Source organism: Microbispora sp. H13382, from assembly GCF_014161445.1.
Lineage (GTDB): Bacteria > Actinomycetota > Actinomycetes > Streptosporangiales > Streptosporangiaceae > Microbispora.
Map to the genome: position 1 here is coordinate 26,103 of NZ_JABBXA010000003.1, position 19,844 is coordinate 45,946.

General features: G+C 72.7%; 18 protein-coding genes. 10 read left to right on the plus strand and 8 right to left on the minus strand.

What is annotated here, in order from left to right:
* Positions 1-44 precede the first annotated feature (44 nt).
* Complete coding sequence (locus HHX41_RS07770) at positions 45-998, plus strand: heme o synthase (protein ID WP_182905390.1); 954 nt, start codon at positions 45-47, stop codon at positions 996-998.
* A 26-nt stretch (positions 999-1,024) separates the two neighbouring features.
* Here HHX41_RS07770 and HHX41_RS07775 read toward each other — a convergent pair whose 3' ends face one another.
* Positions 1,025-2,575: a N,N-dimethylformamidase beta subunit family domain-containing protein gene (locus HHX41_RS07775; protein ID WP_182905391.1), complete on the minus strand. Its 1,551-nt coding sequence runs from the start codon at positions 2,573-2,575 to the stop codon at positions 1,025-1,027.
* Positions 2,576-2,712: 137 nt separating this feature from the next.
* Between HHX41_RS07775 and HHX41_RS07780 the strand changes: the two genes are divergently transcribed.
* Positions 2,713-4,059, plus strand: coding sequence for a PrsW family intramembrane metalloprotease (locus HHX41_RS07780; protein ID WP_182905392.1), 1,347 nt, complete (start codon positions 2,713-2,715; stop codon positions 4,057-4,059).
* A 22-nt stretch (positions 4,060-4,081) separates the two neighbouring features.
* Here HHX41_RS07780 and HHX41_RS07785 read toward each other — a convergent pair whose 3' ends face one another.
* Both HHX41_RS07785 and HHX41_RS07790 read right to left on the minus strand, forming a co-directional pair.
* Positions 4,082-5,536, minus strand: coding sequence for a carboxyl transferase domain-containing protein (locus HHX41_RS07785; protein ID WP_182905393.1), 1,455 nt, complete (start codon positions 5,534-5,536; stop codon positions 4,082-4,084).
* Between the two features lie 289 nt (positions 5,537-5,825).
* Complete coding sequence (locus HHX41_RS07790) at positions 5,826-6,473, minus strand: winged helix-turn-helix transcriptional regulator (protein ID WP_182905394.1); 648 nt, start codon at positions 6,471-6,473, stop codon at positions 5,826-5,828.
* Positions 6,474-6,690: 217 nt separating this feature from the next.
* Between HHX41_RS07790 and HHX41_RS07795 the strand changes: the two genes are divergently transcribed.
* From HHX41_RS07795 to HHX41_RS07805, 3 genes are all read left to right on the plus strand, one after another.
* Entirely contained in the window at positions 6,691-7,524 is an 834-nt protein-coding gene (locus tag HHX41_RS07795) for an alpha/beta fold hydrolase (protein WP_182905395.1), read from the plus strand.
* Positions 7,525-7,742: 218 nt separating this feature from the next.
* Positions 7,743-8,969 (plus strand): CaiB/BaiF CoA-transferase family protein, encoded by a 1,227-nt coding sequence (locus tag HHX41_RS07800; RefSeq protein WP_169985965.1) that lies wholly within the window; start codon positions 7,743-7,745, stop codon positions 8,967-8,969.
* Between the two features lie 215 nt (positions 8,970-9,184).
* Positions 9,185-10,249 carry a lytic polysaccharide monooxygenase gene (locus HHX41_RS07805; RefSeq protein WP_259400778.1) on the plus strand — a complete coding sequence of 355 codons (1,065 nt, stop codon included), beginning with the start codon at positions 9,185-9,187 and terminating at the stop codon, positions 10,247-10,249.
* 390 nt (positions 10,250-10,639) lie between these two features.
* Here HHX41_RS07805 and HHX41_RS07810 read toward each other — a convergent pair whose 3' ends face one another.
* Together HHX41_RS07810 and HHX41_RS07815 are read right to left on the minus strand one after the other, a co-directional pair.
* The gene (locus HHX41_RS07810) at positions 10,640-11,338 is read right to left on the minus strand and encodes an ElyC/SanA/YdcF family protein (RefSeq protein ID WP_310741829.1); all 699 of its coding nucleotides are present in this window, start codon (positions 11,336-11,338) and stop codon (positions 10,640-10,642) included.
* A 5-nt stretch (positions 11,339-11,343) separates the two neighbouring features.
* Positions 11,344-12,339, minus strand: coding sequence for a COX15/CtaA family protein (locus HHX41_RS07815; RefSeq protein ID WP_310741830.1), 996 nt, complete (start codon positions 12,337-12,339; stop codon positions 11,344-11,346).
* A gap of 124 nt (positions 12,340-12,463) precedes the next feature.
* On the opposite strand from HHX41_RS07815, the gene HHX41_RS07820 reads away from it, so the two are divergent.
* Positions 12,464-13,174, plus strand: a complete 711-nt coding sequence (locus tag HHX41_RS07820) for a GntR family transcriptional regulator (protein ID WP_182905397.1) — start codon at positions 12,464-12,466, stop codon at positions 13,172-13,174.
* Positions 13,175-13,196: 22 nt separating this feature from the next.
* On the opposite strand, the gene HHX41_RS07825 is transcribed toward HHX41_RS07820, so the two are convergent.
* From HHX41_RS07825 to HHX41_RS07835, 3 genes are all read right to left on the minus strand, one after another.
* Positions 13,197-14,108: a DMT family transporter gene (locus tag HHX41_RS07825; protein ID WP_182905398.1), complete on the minus strand. Its 912-nt coding sequence runs from the start codon at positions 14,106-14,108 to the stop codon at positions 13,197-13,199.
* Between the two features lie 86 nt (positions 14,109-14,194).
* The gene (locus tag HHX41_RS07830; protein ID WP_182905657.1) at positions 14,195-14,911 is read right to left on the minus strand and encodes an ABC transporter permease; all 717 of its coding nucleotides are present in this window, start codon (positions 14,909-14,911) and stop codon (positions 14,195-14,197) included.
* A 56-nt stretch (positions 14,912-14,967) separates the two neighbouring features.
* Complete coding sequence (locus HHX41_RS07835; RefSeq protein WP_182905399.1) at positions 14,968-15,924, minus strand: ABC transporter ATP-binding protein; 957 nt, start codon at positions 15,922-15,924, stop codon at positions 14,968-14,970.
* A gap of 300 nt (positions 15,925-16,224) precedes the next feature.
* Here HHX41_RS07835 and HHX41_RS07840 point away from each other — a divergent pair, with 300 nt between their 5' ends.
* Genes HHX41_RS07840 through HHX41_RS07855 form a run of 4 tightly spaced genes read left to right on the plus strand, consistent with a single transcriptional unit; the run spans position 16,225 to position 19,842 of the window.
* The gene (locus HHX41_RS07840; protein ID WP_396705823.1) at positions 16,225-16,983 is read left to right on the plus strand and encodes a helix-turn-helix transcriptional regulator; all 759 of its coding nucleotides are present in this window, start codon (positions 16,225-16,227) and stop codon (positions 16,981-16,983) included.
* On the plus strand, positions 16,980-18,392 hold the full coding sequence (gene sufB, locus HHX41_RS07845; RefSeq protein WP_169985954.1) for a Fe-S cluster assembly protein SufB: 1,413 nt from the start codon (positions 16,980-16,982) through the stop codon (positions 18,390-18,392). Before HHX41_RS07840 ends, sufB begins: the two co-directional genes overlap by 4 nt.
* Complete coding sequence (sufD, locus tag HHX41_RS07850; RefSeq protein WP_182905400.1) at positions 18,392-19,516, plus strand: Fe-S cluster assembly protein SufD; 1,125 nt, start codon at positions 18,392-18,394, stop codon at positions 19,514-19,516. The genes sufB and sufD overlap by 1 nt, the downstream gene beginning before the upstream one ends.
* Positions 19,513-19,842, plus strand: a complete 330-nt coding sequence (locus HHX41_RS07855) for a non-heme iron oxygenase ferredoxin subunit (protein ID WP_169985951.1) — start codon at positions 19,513-19,515, stop codon at positions 19,840-19,842. The genes sufD and HHX41_RS07855 overlap by 4 nt, the downstream gene beginning before the upstream one ends.
* Positions 19,843-19,844: the final 2 nt, after the last annotated feature.

Genomic DNA, 19,844 nt, shown 5'->3' on the forward strand with positions numbered 1-19,844 from the left:
CTAATCAGAGGTTACGCGTTGACCCCGCACGTGTTGGAAGCGCCTTGACGGTCTTGACGAACAAGCAGACGGTGGCCCCTCTCGGGTCCGCCGCGACGGCCACGGCTCCCCGCTCCGTAGGGGCGCTCGTGAAGGCCTACGTGGCGCTCACCAAGCCCCGGATCATCGAGCTGCTGCTGATCACGACCCTGCCGGTCATGTTCCTCGCGGCGCATGGCCTGCCCGACCTGTGGACCGCCACCGCCACCATGGTCTTCGGCACCCTGTCGGCGGGCAGCGCGAACGTCCTGAACTGCTACATCGACCGGGACATCGACCGGACGATGCGGCGCACCCGCAGGCGTCCGCTCGCCAAGCACGACGTGTCGCCGATGGGCGCGCTGGTCTTCGGTGTGATTCTCGGCACTCTTTCCACACTCGGGCTCGCCCTCACGGTCAACGGGCTGGCCGCGGCGCTGTCGCTGGGCGCGATCCTGTTCTACGTCTTCGTGTACTCGCTGGTGCTCAAGCGGCGCACGTCGCAGAACATCGTGTGGGGCGGCATCGCCGGCTGCATGCCGGTGCTGATCGGCTGGGCCGGCATCACCGGCGGGCTGTCGTGGGCCCCGGTCGTGCTGTTCGGCGTCGTGTTCTTCTGGACGCCGCCGCACACCTGGACGCTCGCCATGCGCTACCGCGAGGACTACGCGGCGGCCGAAGTGCCCATGCTCCCGGTGGTCACCACCGAGCGCCGGGTCGTCCAGCAGGTGGTCGCCTACACCTGGGCCACGGTGTTGTGCTCGCTGCTGCTGTGGCCGGTCGCCGGCACCTCCCTGGTCTACCCGGCCGCCGCGCTCGTGCTCGGCGTGGTCTGCCTCGTGGAGGTCCACCGCCTGCTCGGGCGGGTGAACGCCGGCAAGACCGGCGTCGACCTGCGCCCGATGCGGTTCTTCCACTGGTCGAACGTCTACCTGGCGCTGCTGTTCCTCGCCGTCGCGATCGACTCCCTGGTCGTCTGAACGCCGCCGACTCCGGCGCCGAGCGGTCAGCGGCGGTAGGTCTTCCGTACGTTGTCGTCGGGGGCGGGCAGGCGCTCGGCCGCCGGTCCCTCCGCGAAGCCCTTCAGCAGGTTGGTCGTCGCGGTGGTGACGAAGGCCCGCGTACGCGCGCCGATGCCGTGGGCCCGTGGCAGGTCGCGGGTGCCGGCCATGAGCGTTTCGGCCCACCGCATGGTCCCCGAGGCGAAAACCCCGGCCCCGCTCGGCGCCGTGTAGTAGGCGGCGTCGGCGAAGCTGGGACGCCCCACGCAGGTCACCGGCGAGTGGGCGAGGATCTGCAGCGGCCTGGGCGTCGGCACGTCCGTGTTCACCCGGTCGTACTCCACGCCCACCAGGTGCGGGAAGGCGTCGCCGCGGCGTACACCGGTGCCCGTGAAGATCCAGTGGCCGGGCTCGTGCACCACGAAGGGCGCGTCCACGGGATACCCGTCGTAGTACACGCCGATGAGAGACGACTCGGGGTCGGCCTTCGGCGCCGCACGGAAGTCGGTCGTCGCCAGCGACGGGCGCGTGCGGACCAGCGGGTCGCGGTCCACCGCGGTCTTGTAGCAGACCACCATCCTGCCGTCCTCCTCCAGGCGGACGCGGCGGTAGCAGGTGTTGGCGCCCAGGAAGGCCAGGTTGGCGCCCGCGTCGCGGGCCTCGGTCACGGTGCGGCGCATTCCGGGCGTCCAGTACTCGTCGTGCCCGAGGAAGATCACCGACGATGCGCCGGTGAGCACGTCGTCGCCGGCCTCCAGGTCACCGCCCGTCGTGTACGCCAGGGGAAGGCCGAGCCGTTCGGCCAGCGCCACCACCGGCCGCTCGTGGATGAGGAACTTCTCCATCCCGGTGCGGTCGTAGGGGCGGTCGAAGCTGACCGCGAGCGAGCGGCTCTCGTAGCGGCCGTCCTCGCCGTAGTAGAGGCTGTAGCCGCCCCACCGGTTGTACGCCTGCCATGTGGGGGTGGCGTGCACCATCACCGTGCGCCCGGACCCGGAGGCCGAGCGCACGACCAGTGGCACGTACCGCTGGTGGCCGCGCTCGGTGTCGAGGCGCAGCAGGTAGGCCCCCTCCGGCCAGCCTTCCGTGGACACGGTGAGGGATCGCCGCCACCCCGCGCGTACGGTGCGGGTGTCCCCGGTGAGCCGCCCGCGGCCCTGGTCGCGCCCCCTCATCCACCCCGACCGCCACACCCGGCGGGCGAGCGTGCCGCCGTACCAGCCCATCCGGTACGCCGTGACCCGGTAGCGGCCCTCGGTGGTGGAGACGTGCAGCCCGAACGACTCCCCGGGCAGCACGCTCGCCCGATCGCCGTAGCCCTCGATCGCCTCGTCGGGGCCGCGTCCGCGCACCCGCCAGTCGGGGTCGCCGGGCAGCAGGCGTTCCGGCACCGGCCTTCCGGGCGACGGCGTGGGGGTGGCGGAGGGCGGCGTGGAGGCGGGAGCGGAGGCGTCCCGGGACACGGGCGCGCATGCGGCGACCGAGCCGACGGCCGCGGCGCACGCGACGCGGAGGAACCCGCGTCGTCCGAGCCCGTCACGTGGTGCGACATCCATGATCGCCCATTGTGCCGGTAACCGGGACGTGCTCCGGACGACCGGCTCGGCGCGCGAGACGATCGGCCGACGCAATCGATGGGATCTTTTGGGGCCGGAGGAGGACCACGGCGGGCGTGGTCGGTTACAGTCACACAGTGGCAGGCCTCGACCCCCGCGCCGTTCTCAGGGAGCGTCCGTCCATCGGTCTCATCGTGGGTCTGGTCGTCGCCGGGATCTGCGCCCTGGTGTCGTTCTCCTTCGACATCATCAACGGCGAGCCGGTCCAGTTCTTCATCGCGCTCGGGCTCGCCGTGGCCCCCGTGCCGCTGCTGCTCGCGGGCGTGCTCGCCCTCGACCGGATGGAACCGGAGCCCCGCACCAACCTGATCTTCGCGTTCGCCTGGGGCGCCGGCATCGCCGTCCTGCTCGCCGGCGTGCTCAACTCGCTCAACCTCGTCTACGTGGCCCACCAGCTCGGGGACATGACCAACGCCCGCAACCTGGTCGCCACGTTCGGCGCCCCGCCGGTCGAGGAGACGGCCAAGGGGCTGGTCCTGCTCGGGCTGCTGTGGTTCCGGCGGCAGGAGCTGGACGGTCCCACCGACGGGATCATCTACGCCAGCATGGTCGGGCTCGGCTTCGCCATGTCGGAGAACGTCAGCTACTACCTGGCCGCGCTGGAGGAGAACGGCGCGCAGGGGCTGGCCGCCACGCTCGTGCTGCGGGCCGTGCTGTCGCCGTTCGCCCATCCGCTGTTCACCTCCCTGATCGGGATCGCGGTCGCGTACGCCGCCCAGCGCGGAGGTGCGGTCGGGGTCGTCGTGATCGTCATCGGGTGGATCGGCGCCATGCTGCTGCACGGACTCTGGAACGGCTTCGCCTCCTTCGCCGGCCTCGGCGGGCTCGCCATCGCCTACCTGCTGCTGATGATGCTGCTCATCGTCGAGCTCGTCGTGATCTTCCGGGACAGACGGCGGATCGTCGGGCTGATCCAGCACTACCTGCCGCCGTACGAGCGCAACGGGCTGATCAACCAGGCCGACATCTTCATGTTGTCGTCCCTGCGCCGGCGGCGGCAGGCCAGGGCGTGGGCCAAGGCCCACGGCGGCAGGGCCGGGGCACGGGCCATGATCGATTATCAGATCGCCTCGACCGAGCTCGGGCTGCTGCACGCCCGCGCGGCCCGGGGCGGGGTGGACGAGCAGACCTTCCGCGCCCAGCAGCGGTCGCTCGCGGACCTGATGGCCTACACCCGGCTGTCGTTCCCGCTGCCGGAGCGTCACCAGGCGAGCGCCGCGCGAGGGGTGCCGCCGCCGGGGTACGCTCCGGGCGCCCCGCCGCCCGGCCAGTGGCCGGGCGGCGGCCCCGCCGTGCCGCCCTGGTATCGGCAGCAGCCTGGCGAGCCGGGCCACGGCCCCGCGCAGGGGCCACCATCCCCGGGCCCCGGGCGCCCGCAGACGCCGCCGCAGAACGGGCCGCAGGGCCCGGGGCGGGGGAACTGAGGGCGGCGTCCCCGGAGGTCTCTCACTCCGTGGTGCGGCGCTGGCTCTCGATCTGACGCAGGCACTCGCCGGCGACGCGGCGGGCGAACCCGGCCGGATCCAGATGCGCGGGCACCGGCTCCGGCACGACGGCGTGCACGACGCCCTCGGCGAGCAGGTCGGCCGCGCGCACCCGCTGCCGGCGGGCGACCTGGGGCGCGAGCCCGGGGCCGCCGTGCAGGATCGCGCTGGCGCCCTCCGGCGGCAGGGGGGACAGCCACGCGTTGCCGGCCGCGATCACCCGGCGGGACGGCAGCAGGGCCAGCGCGCCACCGCCGCTGCCCTCGCCCAGCAGCACCGAGACGGTGGGGACGGTGAGCTCCACCATCTCGGCCAGGCAGCGGGCGATCTCCCCGGCCAGGGCGCCCTCCTCGGCGGCGGCGGACAGGTCCGCCCCGGGGGTGTCGATGACGCAGATCAGCGGCAGGCGCAGCTCCTGGGCGAGGCGCATGCCGCGCCGGGCGCCGCGCAGCGCGGCCGGGCCCAGGGGACGGTGCTGGGACTGGGTGCGCCGGTCCTGCCCGACGAGCACACAGGGGGTGCCGGAGAACGAGGTGAGCGCCAGCAGGAGCGCGTCGTCGGTCTCCCCGGATTGGGTGCCGTGCAGCGGCAGGACGTCGTCGGCGGCGTGACGGAGCAGCTCCCGTACGCCGGGCCGGTCGGGCCGGCGGGTGAGGGTGATCGAGGACCAGGCGTCGCCTCCGGCGTCCACCGCGCTCGTCTCCGCGGGCGCCTCCCGCGGCGGCGTCTCCGCCTCCGGACGGCGTGCCCCGGAGAGAAGGGCGAGCGCGCGGGCGGTCACGCCGGCCAGTTCCCCGGTGGGGACGACGGCGTCGAGGATCCCCTTGGCGACGAGGTTCTCGGCCACCTGGACGCCCTCGGGGAACGGCTCCCCGCGCAGGGTCTGGTAGACGAGGGGGCCGAGGAAGCCGATGAGCGCGCCGGGCTCGGCGACCGCGACGTGCCCGAGGGACCCCCAGGAGGCGAACACGCCGCCGGTCGTGGGATGGCGCAGGTAGACGAGGTAGGGCAGGCCGGCGGCCTTGTGCGCGACCACCGCGCGGCTGATCTCGATCATCCGGACGAACGCCGGCGTGCCCTCCTGCATGCGCGTGCCGCCCGAGGCCGGTGCGGCGATCAGCGGCAGCCGTTCGCGGGTCGCCCGCCGTACGGCGGCGACGATGCGCTCCGCCGTGGCCACTCCGATGGAGCCGCCGAGGAAGCCGAACTCGCTGACGACGAGCGCGGCCGCGTGCCCGCGGATCAGCGCCCGGCCGGTGAGCACGGCCTCGTCGGTGCCGGCCTTCGTCTCCGCCCGCTCCAGCGCGGCGCGGTAGCCGGCGTCGTATCCGGTGCGGTCGACCGGCTCGTCCCAGGGGCGGAAGGTGCCGGGGTCGACCGTGGCGTCGATCAGCGCGCGGGCGCCCAGCCGGGTCATGCGCCGCGCTCCCGGACGTCGTCGCCGTCGACCGGGTCGCGCACCGTGCCGAGGCGTCCGACCTCGATCGGGCCGCCGTCCCGGCGGATTCCCACGATTGTCATCGGTCGGCTCCTCCAGCCCGGAATCTCGCGAATCAGGTTCGTGGGTCTCGTGAAGCCGCTGCCGGCGGCCCCGGCAACACCCTCAAGCCGTTCCACGTCCACACCGTGCTGCGTACCCCGCACGCGGCGAACCTCAGCGCGGTCCGTTCCGCCGCCGCGCGAGGGTGGTCAGAACGCGAGGGTGGTCAGAAGCGGAACGTCTCGACGAACCGGTGGAGAAGAGCGGGGTCGCCCTTCACGCTCACGCTGCCGTCGGCCAGTGCCTCCCCGGGAGTCTTGGCACCGGTCATCAACGCGTGGACACCTTGGTCGCTCAGCCTTTCGACGACGAGGTCCGGGGCGGGGTGCGGGCCGACGCCGACCGTCAGGGCCCCGTCGGTGATCTGCAGGCGGAGGGTGAAGTCGCCCATCCGGACCTCGTAGCCGACGGTCGTGCCCCGAGCCGCTTCCGGCCGGTAGGTGGTGCGGAAGGCCATGGCCACCGACTCGGGCGTGATGACCTCGCCGGCGCGGGGCTCGGTCATCGTCCGGGCGCCCCAGCGGCCCAGCGCGATCAGCGCCGGCTCGAGTTCGCATCCGTAGCCGGTGAGCTCGTACACGACCGCGCGTTCGGGATGCGGCAGCGCGCGGCGCACGACCAGTCCCGCCTCTTCGAGCTGTTTGAGGCGGGCCGACAGGATGTTGGTCGGGATGGCGGACAGGCCCTTGCGCAGGTCCGTGTAGCGCTGGGGCCCGGAGAGCAGGTTGCGGACGATCAGCAGGGTCCAGCGTTCGCCGACCATCTCCATCGCGCGGGCCAGCCCACAGAACTGCCCGTACTCACGAACCGTCATGCTGCAGATCCTACTCCATGCTTCGGTTGACAAACCTTGCTTGCAAAATACAAGCTTGCTTCTCGTTCGGCCACGAGGCCGGTCAGCAGAGTCATCCTGAGGAGTGGTCGCGTGACTGTGCCCGGCGGCACGATCACCCTGGCGGGCAGCCCCACCGGCGTGCTCGACCTGACCTACCGGCCCGTCTGACCCCTGAGCGAAGAGAAAGAGAACATCGATGAACGACGCCGAGATCAGGACGCTCCAGGTCCCCGGGGCACGCCTGCACTACGAGGTCCGGGGGACCGGACCGCTGCTGCTGATGATTCCCGGCGCGCCCGCCGACGCCGGGGCGCTGGCCGGGCTCGCCGCGAGCCTGTCCGACCGCTACACCGTCGTCACCTACGACCAGCGCGGCCTGTCCCGCAGCCTCCTGACGGGCCCGCCCGCCGACCAGGACGTCGCGGTCTTCGGCGAGGACGCCTACCGCCTGCTGGCCGCCCTGGGCGACGAGCCGGCCAACGTGCTGGGCAACAGCGGCGGCGCGCTCACCGCCCTGGACCTCGCGGCCCGCCACCCCGGGCGGGTGCGTGCCCTGGTCGTGCACGAGCCGCCGATCCCCGAGCTGCTGCCCGGCCGCGAACACTGGCGAGCGGCGTTCCAGGACGTGTACGACACCTACCGCGACCAGGGCGCGGGTCCGGCGATGCAGAAGTTCGCCGCCACCGTCGCGGGAGAAGGCGGTGCGCCCCCCGCGATGCCCGATTTCGCCCAGATGCCGCCCGAGGCGCTGGAGATGATGGGCCGCATCCAGCAGAACCTCGATCACTTCTTCTCCCATGTGCTGCTGCCCGTGCTGCGCTTCGTGCCCGACGTCGCCGCGCTGCGCTCCGGCCCCGTGCCGGTCGCCGTGGGCGTCGGAGCGGCCTCGGGCGACGGGGTGCCCGCCTCGTCCGCCAGGGTGCTGGCCGAACGGCTCGGCGTCGAGCCGCTCGTCTTCCCGGGCGACCACCAGGGCCTGGCGCTCGACGTCGCCACCTGCGCCGAGATCATCCACAAGGCCCTCGGCTGACCCCGCCGGCGGGCCGGGGCGCGAGCGCCCGCGCCGCCCCGGCGCCCCGCCTCCGTGCCCGCCTCCGTGCCCGCGTCCGCCGCCGTAGGCTGACGTCGGCGCGGAGGCCGTACCCGCCCGGTCGGTGCCGGGGGCGTACGGACATTCCGCGCCCGCTGCCCCACCCAGCTCGCCCGGGGACGAAGGCGACCCCGGCTGACGCAAGGATCGGAGTCACCGTGTCCGGACCGCTCGACGGAGTGCTCGTCGTCGATCTGACCCGCGCCCTCGCCGGGCCGCACGCCGCGATGATGCTGGGCGACCTCGGCGCCCGCGTCGTCAAGGTGGAGAACCCCGGAGGCGGGGACGACACCCGCGGCTGGGGGCCGCCTTTCGTGCAGCCCGAGACGGGCGACCGCGAGTCGACCTACTTCCTGTCGGCCAACCGCAACAAGGAGTCGATCACCCTCGACCTCAAGGACGACGCCGACCGGGAGGTGCTCACGGGTCTGCTGCGCCGCGCCGACGTGCTGCTGGAGAACTTCCGGCCCGGCACGCTGACCCGGCTCGGGTTCGGCACCGACGTCCTGGCCGAGCTGAACCCGCGGCTGATCACGCTGTCGATCAGCGGCTTCGGGCACGACGGACCGGAGGGCGGCCGGGCGGGCTACGACCAGATCGCCCAGGGCGAGGCCGGGCTGATGTCCCTGACCGGGCCGGGGCCGGACGACCCGCAGCGCGTCGGCGTCCCGATCGGCGACCTGCTGGCCGGCATGTACGGCGCCTACGGCGTGCTGGCCGCGCTGTTCGAGAGGGAACGCACCGGACGCGGGCAGGTGGTGCGCACCTCGCTGCTCGCGGCGATCGTCGGCGTGCACGCCTTCCAGGGGACGGCGTGGACGGTCGCCGGCCAGGTCGGGCGGCCGCAGGGCAACCACCACCCGTCGATCGCGCCGTACGGGCTGTTCCGCTGCAAGGACGGATCGGTGCAGCTGTCGTGCGGCAGCGAGTCGCTGTGGCGCCGGCTCTGCGGTGAGTTCGGCCTGGACCCCGAGGCGCCGGGCATGGCGACCAACGGCGAACGCGTGGGCAACCGGCAGCGGGTGATCGAGCTGATCGAGGACGCCTTCGCGGAGCATCCCGCCGAGGAGTTGCTGGCCCGGCTGGCCGCGGCAGGCATCCCGGCCGGCAAGGTGCGCACGATCGACGAGGTCTACGCGTGGGAGCAGACCCTGTCACAGGGGCTGCTCGTCGACGTCGAGCACGCCACCCTCGGCCGGCTGCGACTGCCCGGTCCGCCGCTGCGCTTCTTCACTCCCGGCCCGGACGGCGAGACCGAGACCACCCGCCGCGAGCACGCCGCGCCGCCCGTGCTCGACGCCGACGGAGCGGCCATCCGCGCCGAGGTGGCCCGGGGCGCCGACGGCGCCCCCCAGCGGGACCGGCCGAGCTCAGCCGACGCCTGAGCGGGCGCCCGGGTCGTACGGCCTGTCCGCTCTTGGCCCGGGCGGCCCGCGCGTGCTTCAATCACTGTGCGCGGTGGCCACTTGATGGGTGGGCTCCAGGAGGGCGTGTGGCGATGCCGCATGCGTTCTTCTCGTACGACAGCCCCTGACGGCGCGACCTTCCCCGGAAGGCGTGCCCGCCCATCATGAGGAGAACTTCAGTGCAATCCCCGCGTTTGAGATCGCTGTCCCTGAGATCCGGGCGCAAACTCGCCGTGCTCGCCGTGGTGGCGGCCGTGCTCGCCGGCGTCGTCGCGGTCCTGACGCAGACCGCGGCCGAGGCGCACGGCGCCCTGCAGGCCCCGGCGAGCCGCACGTACGCGTGTTACACCGACGGCCTCACCGGCGGCCAGATCATCCCCAACAACCCCGCCTGCAAGGACGCCGTGGCGGCCGGCGGCACCCAGCCCCTCTACGACTGGTACGGCGTGCTCCGCTCCGACGGGGGCGGCCGCACCCGGGGCTTCATCCCCGACGGCCAGCTGTGCAGCGGCGGTTTCAGCAAGTACGCCGCCTACGACGCGCCCAGGACCGACTGGCCGACCACCACGCTCAAGGCGAACAGCATCTACAACTTCGTCTACGGCGCGTGGGTGCCGCACCCCGGCGGCTTCAAGCTCTACGTCACCAAGGACAGCTGGAACCCGACCAAGCCGCTGACGTGGGCGGACATGGAGGAGCAGCCGTTCCTCACGGTCGACCCCGAGCCCGCGGTCAGCAACGGCGCCTACCGCTTCTCCGGCAGGCTGCCCGACAAGAGCGGCCGGCACATCATCTACGCCGTCTGGTACCGGTCCGACAGCCAGGAGACCTTCTACGGCTGCTCGGATGTGAACTTCCTCCGCGACGGCGTCTCGCCCAGCCCGTCGCCGAGCCCTTCGCCGAGCGCGTCCCCCACGAGCAGCCCGTCGCCGAGCCCCGCGGCCTCCCCGACCTCCGGCAACCCGGCGTGCACGGCCACGGTGAAGCTGACCAACACCTGGCAGGGCGGCTTCCAGGGCGAGGTCACGATCAAGAACACCGGCACGAGCCCGCTCAACGACTGGTACGTCCAGTGGGCGATGCCGCTGGGCACGACGCTCACGCAGGCGTGGAACGGGACGTCCATGCAGAGCGGGCCGTTCATGATGATCCATGCGCCGGAGTGGAACAAGTCGCTGGCCCCGGGCGCCTCGGCCACGGCCGGGTTCCTCGGCAGCGGCTCGGCCACCCCGTCGATCAGCGACATCAGCTGCGGCTGACGGCTTCCCGCGACGCCGGGCGGACGGGCGCCGCCTGATCCGCCCGGCACTCGCCGGGGGCCTTGTGGCCGCGCCCCGGCGCCGGGTGCCACGGGAGACGCCCGGGGAGGCCGTCGCGGCGGCTCCCCGGGCGTTGCGCGATGGGTGGGCGGAGGAGGATCCGCCTCTCGTACCCGCGGTGCGATAGCCACTGTGGGTGTGGCCTCACCTCCCTCTGGGGATGGTGGGAGCGCTCCCACATGGCCCGGACCCTAACCCGCCGCGTCGCGCCGGACCAGCGGACCCGCCCCGGCGGGCCCTGTCCGCCCAGTTCACGGCCCGCCGCGCGATGAAAGTTTCGCGGCGGGCATCCCTCGGGTGCCTCTCACGGCCGCTCGTGGGATGCGGGAGTCAGCGGTCCAGGGCGTGGTCGAGCGCGGTCTCGCGCCGGCCGAGGAACCGCGGCGAGGAGCGCAGGACCAGGCCGTCGACCAGGCCCTTGGCCGAGGCCGGGAACTCCCTGACGGTGTAGGCCACCGTCTCCACCGGCCAGTCGCGGATCGAGTCGTCGCCGACCCCGAACGCGTCCAGCCCGGCCGTACGGCACAGCGCCACGGCCCGGGGGAGGTGGAACACCTGGGTCACGACGACGAGACGGGACGCGCCGAAGATCTCCTTGGCCCGTACGCAGGAGTCCCAGGTGTCGAACCCGGCGTAGTCGAGGACGATCCTGTCCGCGGGCACGCCGCCGGACAGCAGGTAGTCGCGCATCACCGAGGGCTCGTCGTAGTCCCTGCGGCTGTTGTCGCCGGACAGCAGCAGGGCCCGCACCCTGCCCGTGCGGTACAGCTCGGCCGCGATGTCGAGCCGGGCGCGCAGCATCGGGGTGGGCTGCCCGCCACGCACGCCCGCGCCCAGCACGAGCGCGGCCGGCATCGCGGGCACCTCGGCGGTCCAGCGCGTGCCCGGCTCGGCGGTCACCCGGTGGCCGGCGCTCGTCAGCCAGGCCCAGGTCATCGGCGCCAGCGGCAGCACGCTCAGGGCGACCAGCCCCTGGAAGGCCCGGCGCAGGGCCGTACGGGACCAGGTCCAGGGGCGTAAGGCTCCCACCGGGGTCAGACCCCCGCGCGGTGGAGCTCCTGCTGCTCGGGCGCGGGGACGGGCGCGGGGCCCCGGGTCCGCATCAGGAACACGACGCGCAGCGCGCAGATCCACACGAGCGTCGCTCCCAGCACGTGCAGGAGCACCAACGCCGCGGGGACGGCGAGGAAGTACTGCACGTAGCCGACCACGCCCTGGGAAAGCTCCACCGCGAGCAGCACGAGCGCGGCGCGCCGGGCCGGGCCGGGAGAGTCGGTGACGCGCAGGGCCAGCAGCAGGGCGAACGTCAGCCCGACGACGACGTAGGCGATGTCGGTGTGCAGCCGCACCACGCTCTGGATGTCGAAGCCGAAGCGGGAGGCCGCGTCGTCGCCCGAGTGGGGCCCGGTGCCGGTCACCACCACCCCGGCGAGCAGCAGCGCGAAGGCGGCCGCGGCCAGCACGTACCCCAGCGTGCGGATCTCCTTGCGGACCAGCCCCTCCGCCGGGGCGTCGCCCTCGCCCGCCCGCGCGAACAGCACGACGGCGGCGGCGGTCATGCCGATGGACAGCAGGAAGTGGACGCTGACGGTCACCGGGTTGAGCATCGTGTGGACCACGAGCCCGCCCCACAGGGCTTGGACGACGACGCCGGCCGGCTGCACCAGCGCGAGCCGCAGCAGGACCGGGCCGCGCTCGCCCCGCGACAGCTTCCAGGCGGCGATCACACACGCGACCGCGACCGCGAGCACGAGGAACGACAGCAACCGGTTGCCGAACTCGATCGCCATTTTGAGGGGCGCGTGCGTGTCGATCCTGGCCGGCACGAAGCTGTCGGGCGTGCAGCGCGGCCAGGTCGGGCAGCCGAGTCCAGAGCCGGTGACGCGCACGGCGGCGCCGGTGACGGTGATGCCGACGTTGACCACGATCGCCGCCAGCGCCCACCGCCGCATCGACTCGTTCGTCGGGAACATGAACGAGCGGTAGAAGGCGAGCAGCCTGCCGCGGATCCGGTCGGTCGTGGGATTCACGGCATCAATCGTAGGTGGCCCTGTGGGTGGTCCCTTCTCCGGACCCCGCCGCCCGCGTTGATCATCTCCGCGGCCGGGCCGGTACGATCGGCCGTACGGGACCGAGGAGGGCGGTGACCGGTCGATGGGCGGGGCGTGGGACGGACCGGCGGGACGCACGCGCGACGACCTCCGCGCACCGGGCGGGAGAACGCGGCAGGAGAACCTGCGCGAGCGGGTGGCGCAGGCGCTGCGCGACGCGCTGGTGGCCGGGGAGATGCGGCCCGGCGTCGTGTACTCGGCCCCGGCGCTGGCGGCGAGGTTCGGGGTCTCCGCCACACCGGTGCGGGAGGCCATGCTCGACCTCGCCAAGGAGGGCCTGTTCGAGGCGCTGCGCAACAAGGGCTTCCGGGTCGCGGAGGTGTCCGAGCGCGATCTCGACGAGATCATCGAGGTCAGGCGGCTGCTCGAGGTGCCCACGGTGGCCCGGCTCGCCGGGGAGACCCCGGCCGCGGAGGCCGAGGAGCTGCGCCCGCTCGCCGAGGAGATCGTCTCGGCCGCTGCAAGGGGCGATCTGCTCGCCTACGTGGCCGCCGACCAGCGGTTCCACCTCGCGCTGCTGGCTTTGTCGGGCAACGTCCGGCTGGTCGAGACGGTCAGGGACCTGCGCGCCCGGGCCCGGCTCTACGGGCTGCGCGGCCTGCCCGACCAGCGGCTGCTCGCGGCCTCGGCGCGCGAGCACCTCGACCTCCTCGACGCCCTCGTACGCGGCGACGCCGCGGCGGCCGAGAGCCTGATGAACCACCACCTCCGGCACGTACGGGCGATCTGGTCGGGCGGCCCGCCCGCGGCATGAGCAGCGGCCGGAGGGGACCGGGTCAGCCGTCGCCCCGGCGCGTGGCGCCGATGGAGGCGACGACCACGCAGCCGATCGCCGCCCACTCGCGGACCTGGAGCACCTCGCCCAGGACGAACAGGCCGACAAGGGCGGCGACGGCGGGCTCCAGGCTCATCAGGATCCCGAAGACCCGCTTGGGCATCCGGCGCAGCGCCTCGAGCTCCAGCGAGTAGGGGATGACCGAGGAGAGCAGGCCGACGCCGGCCCCGATGAGCAGGATCTCGGGCCGCAGCAGGTCGCTTCCGCCCGCGGTGACGCCGATGGGCGCGATCACGACCGTCGACACGATCATGGCGAACGACAGTCCGCTGGCACCGGGGAATCGGGCGCCGGTGGCCTGGGAGAACACGATGTAGGCGGCCCAGAACGCCCCCGCCATCGCGGCGAACCCGATCCCCGCCCAGCTCGCGCTCCCCGCATCGCCCCAGGGGGCGAGCAGGACCACGCCGGCGGCGGCCAGCGTCACCCACAGCAGGTCGAGCCTGCGCCGGGAGGACACCACGGCCAGGGTGAGCGGCCCGACGAACTCGATGGCCACCGCGATCCCGATCGGCAGCCGGGCGAGGGCCTCGTAGAACGACAGGTTCATCAGGCCGAGGCTGAGCCCGAAGGCGACGCCGACGGCGAGGTCGCGCCGCGACAGCCCGCGAACCCGGGGCCGGACGACGGCCAGCAGCATGACCGCGCCGGTGGCGATGCGCAGGAACACCACGGCCGTGGGGGGAAGCTGGGTGAACAGGTTCTTGGCCAGCCCGGCGCCCACCTGGACCGACAGGACGGCCAGCAGCACCAGGCCCGGCGGCGGTATCGCGTCCGACGCGGCCCGCAGCACCCTGCCCGGCGACGGCCTCATACGGTACGGCTCGGCCCCCGGAAGGGATTCAGCGGTCATGCCGGCGACCCCAGACTGCCATTGATCACGGACAACGCCCGCAATCATATGCAGGGGCCGTCAGGTCGCCGGTGCGGCCCCCTGGGTCATTCCCAGCGGAACGTGCGGACGGCCAGGGCGAGCGCGGCCACCGTCCAGCACAGCAGCACGAGCAGCGCGCCGCCGGGGAATCCCCCGCCGGCGCTCAGGACGGTCCGCAGGCCGGAGGTGAGCGCGCTGATCGGCAGCAGTTCGAGCACGTGCCGGACGCCGGCGGGGAACCGGTCCAGCGGGAACAGCACGCCGCCGAGCCCGAGCAGCACCAGGTAGACCAGGTTGGCCCCGGCCAGCGTGGCCTCCGCCCGGAGCGTGCCGGCCATGAGCAGGCCGAGGCCGCTGAAGGCCGCCGTGCCCAGCAGCAGGAGCGGCACGGCCCACAGCGGATCGCCGTGCGGCGACCAGCCGAGCGCCAGCGCCACCGCGACGATCACCACGACCTGCAGCGCCTCCACGGCGACGACGGCGACGGTCTTGGCCAGCAGCAGCCCGGACCGCGACAGCGGGGTCGCGCCCAGGCGCTTGAGCACGCCGTACCGCCGCTCGAAGCCGGTCGCGATCGCCTGCCCGGTGAACGCGGTCGACATGACCGCCAGCGCGAGGATGCCGGGGGCGAGGAAGTCGACGCGCCTGCCGTCGCCGACGTCCACCAGCGGGGCCGCGCTGAAGCCGGCCAGCAGCAGGATCGGAATGATCATCGTGAGCAGGAGCTGCTCGCCGTTGCGCAGCGTGGCCCGGATCTCCGCGCCCGCCTGGGCGAGGACCATCCGGTGCAGCGGCGCGGCACCCGGCCGCGGCGTGAGGTCCAGCGTGGCGATCGTGGTCACCGCAGCTCCCTGCCGGTCAGTTCGAGGAAGACATCCTCCAGCGTGCGCCGCTCGATGCGCAGGTCCTCGGTGGTGACGCCCTCGGTGGCGCACCAGGCGGTGACGGTCGCGAGCAACTGGGGGCCGACCTGCCCCTCGATGATGTAGTGCCCCGAGGGCGACTCCTTGGCGGCGCTGCCCGACGGCAGCGCGGCCAGCAGTTCCTCCAGATCGAGCCCCGCCCGCGCGCGGAACCTGAGCTGGCGCTCGGCGCCGGTCAGCGACTCGGGCGTGCCCTCGGCCACCACCCGGCCGTGGTCGATGACCACCACGTGGTCGGAGAGCTTCTCCGCCTCGTCCATCTGGTGGGTCGTCAGCACCACCGACACCCCGGCGGCGCGCAGGGCCCTGACGAGGTCCCAGCAGGCGTGGCGCGCCTGCGGGTCGAGCCCGGCGGTCGGCTCGTCCAGGAAGACCAGTTCGGGCCGCCCGATCACCGCCGCCGCGAGCGACAGGCGCTGCTGCTGCCCGCCCGACAGCCGCCGGTACGGCGTGCGCGCGTGCCCGGCCAGGCCGAGCAGGCCGAGCAGGGCGTCCGGGTCGAGCGGGTGGGCGTAGAACCGGGAGACCACCCGCAGCCACTCGCCCGCGCGGGCGGCGGGAGGCACCCCTCCCGTCTGCGGCATGATCCCCAGGCGCGGCCGGAGGGCGGGGTCGGCCGGGTCCAGGCCGAGCACGCGGACGGTCCCGCCGTCCGGCCGGCGGAAGCCCTCGCAGATCTCGATCGTGGAGGTCTTGCCGGCGCCGTTGGGCCCGAGGATCGCCGTGACGGCGCCCCGGGCGCAGGTGAGAGTCAGCCCGTCGACGGCCGTGGTGCTCCCGTACCGCTTGACCAGCCCGTCGATCTCGACAGCGGGAGCGCCGTCGTCCGCGCCGCCACGCGTGCTGTCAAGCGTGCTGTCAACCCCCGGCACTCCACCGGCCTCCCCTCACGGACCGACCGCCAGAGCCGGCCGGATGCGGGTCGTCCTGGTCAGTCGTCGACGGCATCGAGTCTAGGGAGCGGGAAGCGCGCTCTCGTCGGTGAGTGCCGTCATTCCAGCCCCCGCAGGTAAAGGATCGGGAAAGGCCGCGTCGCCGCAGGTTAGGTAAGCCTTACCTGCGTGAGAAATTGCATTCCCGTGGACCTCGGCTAGGGTTTGTCGGCCGGGAAGGAATTACGGCACACTGATGTTGTGAAATACGTGCAGGGGAAGCAGAACGCCGAGAAGGCCGTGGTGACGCGGCCGGTTCCGGCGACCCCTGCGCACAAGGACGTCGTGAGCAAGGACATCGGCGCCGAGCGGGGGACCCGGGCCAGGGTGGCGCGGCTCATCCTGGAGCACGGTCCGGTGACCGCCGCGGCGCTGGGCGAGCGGCTCGGCCTGACTCCGGCCGCGGTCCGCCGTCACCTCGACGCACTGCTGGCCGAGGGCATGATAGAGCCCCGTACGGCCCGCCCGCGCGGCCAGCGGGGGCGCGGCAGGCCCGCGAAGATGTTCGCGATCACCGACGCGGGCCGCAGCGCCTTCGTCCACGCCTACGACGACCTGGCCGGCAGCGCGCTGCGCTTCCTGGCCGAGCGTCTGGGCGGCGAGGCGGTGTCGGAGTTCGCGCGGGCGCAGGTGTCCGGACTGGTCGGCCGGCTCGAGGCGCTCATGCGCGAGGTCCCGGCCGAGCAGCGGGTCCGCGTGCTGGCCGAGGCTCTGTCCACGGAGGGCTACGCGGCGTCGGCGTCGGAGACGGGCAAGGGCGGCGAGCAGTTGTGCCAGCACCACTGCCCGGTCGCGCACGTCGCGGCGCAGTTCCCGCAACTGTGCGAGGCGGAGACCGAGGCGTTCGCCCGGCTGCTCGGCACCCCGGTGCAGCGGCTGGCGACGATCGCCAACGGCGACGGGGTCTGCACCACCCATGTGAGTTCACACGCGCTCGCCGCACGGCACGCGCGTACCGACCTATCGAGCACATCGACGAGCAAGGAGTCCGGAAGGTGACTGTCACCGACCGCCCGGAGCTGGAAGGCCTCGGGAATTACAAGTTCGGCTGGGCCGACACGGACGTGGCTGGGGCCACGGCCCGGCGTGGGCTGTCCGAAGAGGTCGTCCGCGACATCTCCGCGCTCAAGAACGAGCCGGAGTGGATGCTCGACCTGCGCCTCAAGGGCCTTCGGCTGTTCGGGAAGAAGCCGCTGCCGACCTGGGGCTCCGACCTCACGGGCATCGACTTCGACAACATCAAGTACTTCGTCCGCTCGACGGAGAAGCAGGCCGCGTCCTGGGACGAACTGCCCGCCGACATCAAGAACACCTATGACAAGCTCGGCATCCCCGAGGCGGAGAAGCAGCGCCTCATCGCCGGCGTCGCCGCCCAGTACGAGTCCGAGGTCGTCTATCACAAGATCCGTGAGGACCTCGAGGAGAAGGGCGTCATCTTCGTCGACACCGACACCGGGCTGCGCGAGCACGAGGAGCTCTTCAAGGAGTACTTCGGCTCGGTGATCCCGGTGGGCGACAACAAGTTCGCCGCGCTCAACACGGCCGTCTGGTCGGGCGGCTCGTTCATCTACGTGCCGCCGAACGTGAACGTCGAGATCCCGCTGCAGGCCTACTTCCGGATCAACACCGAGAACATGGGCCAGTTCGAGCGGACCCTGATCATCGTGGACGAGAACTCCTACGTCCACTACGTCGAGGGCTGCACCGCGCCGATCTACTCGTCCGACTCGCTCCACTCGGCGGTCGTCGAGATCATCGTGAAGAAGGGCGCCCGCTGCCGCTACACGACGATCCAGAACTGGTCGAACAACGTCTACAACCTGGTCACCAAGCGCGCCGTGGCGTACGAGGGCGCGACCATGGAGTGGATCGACGGCAACATCGGCTCCAAGGTCACCATGAAGTACCCGGCCGTCTACCTGATGGGCGAGCACGCCAAGGGCGAGACGCTGTCGGTCGCCTTCGCCGGCGAGGGCCAGCACCAGGACGCGGGCGCCAAGATGGTGCACCTCGCGCCCAAGACGTCCTCCACGATCATCTCCAAGTCCGTGGCGCGCGGCGGCGGCCGCACGTCCTACCGCGGCCTGGTGCAGATCGACGAGGGCGCGGCCGGCTCGGCCTCGACCGTCAAGTGCGACGCGCTGCTCGTCGACCAGATCAGCCGGTCCGACACCTACCCGTACGTGGACGTCCGTGAGGACGACGTGTCGATGGGCCACGAGGCCACGGTCTCCAAGGTGTCGGAGGACCAGCTGTTCTACCTGATGAGCCGGGGCCTCGGCGAGGACGAGGCGATGGCCATGATCGTGCGCGGCTTCGTCGAGCCGATCGCCCGCGAACTGCCCATGGAGTACGCCCTGGAGCTCAACCGCCTGATCGAGCTGCAGATGGAAGGAGCGGTCGGCTGATGGGCCTGGAGACCAAACCGCTGTCGACGCTGCACGAGAAGGCGTCGTACGACGTGGCGGACTTCCCGGTGCCGACGGGCCGCGAGGAGGAGTGGCGGTTCACGCCGCTGTCGCGGCTCAAGGGCCTGCACAACGGCACCGCCGCCGTCACCGGCGGCGTCGTGGTGGACGTCGAGGCCGCGCCCGAGGTGCGCGTCGAGACCGTCGGCCGCGACGACGCCCGGCTCGGGAAGGCCTACACGCCGGCCGACCGGGTCAGCGCGCAGGCGTACTCGTCGTTCGAGAAGGCCACCGTCGTCACGGTGCCCAAGATGACGGCCGCCTCCCGGCCCACCGTGATCACCCTGCGGGGGTCCGGGGCGGGCGCCGCGGCGTACGGGCACGTCCTCGTGTCGGTGGAGCCGATGGCCGAGGCCGTGCTGGTCCTGGACCACCGCGGCAGCGCCGTCTACGCCGACAACGTCGAGTTCGACGTGGCCGAGGGCGCGACGCTCAAGGTCGTCAGCCTGCAGGACTGGGACGACGACGCCGTGCACGTCTCCCACCACCACGCGCGGCTCGGCAAGGACGCGACCTTCCGCTCGTTCGTGGTCACCCTCGGCGGCGACCTCGTACGGCTGTCGCCCTCGGTGTCGTACACCGCCCCCGGCGGCGACGCCGACCTCACCGGGCTGTACTTCGTGGACGCCGGCCAGCACCTGGAGCACCGCCTCCTGGTGGACCACAGCGTGCCCAACTGCCGCAGCAACGTGACCTACAAGGGCGCGCTGCAGGGCGACGGCGCCCACGCGGTCTGGATCGGCGACGTGATCATCCGGGCCGAGGCCGAGGGCACCGACACCTACGAGCTGAACCGCAACCTCATCCTCACCGACGGCGCGCGCGCCGACTCGGTGCCGAACCTGGAGATCCTCACCGGCGAGGTCGCGGGAGCGGGCCACGCGTCCGCCTCCGGCCGCCTCGACGACGAGCACATCTTCTACCTGCAGGCCCGCGGCATCCCGTTCGACGAGGCCCGCCGCCTGGTCATCCACGGCTTCTTCGCCCAGCTGCTGGAGAAGATCGAGGTGCCGGAGATCCGCGAGCGCGTCCTGTCGGCCGTCGAGGCGGAGCTGGCCCGATGAGCGCCGAGACCGTCCACTGGGAGAAGGTCTGCCAGGTCGGGGACATCCCCGACGGCGGCGTCCTCGGCCTGGAGGTCGGCGAGACGCCCGTCGCGGTTGTGCGGACCGGCGGCGAGGTCTTCGCCCTGCACGACGTGTGCTCCCACGCCGAGGTCCGCCTCAGCGAGGGCGAGGTCTACGACCACACCCTGGAGTGCTGGCTCCACGGCTCCTGTTTCGACCTGCGCAGCGGCAAGCCCACCGGGCCGCCCGCGACCAGGCCCGTCAACGTCTACCGTGTCAAGATCGAAGGCGACGACGTGTACGTCTCGCTCTCGAAGGAGTAAAT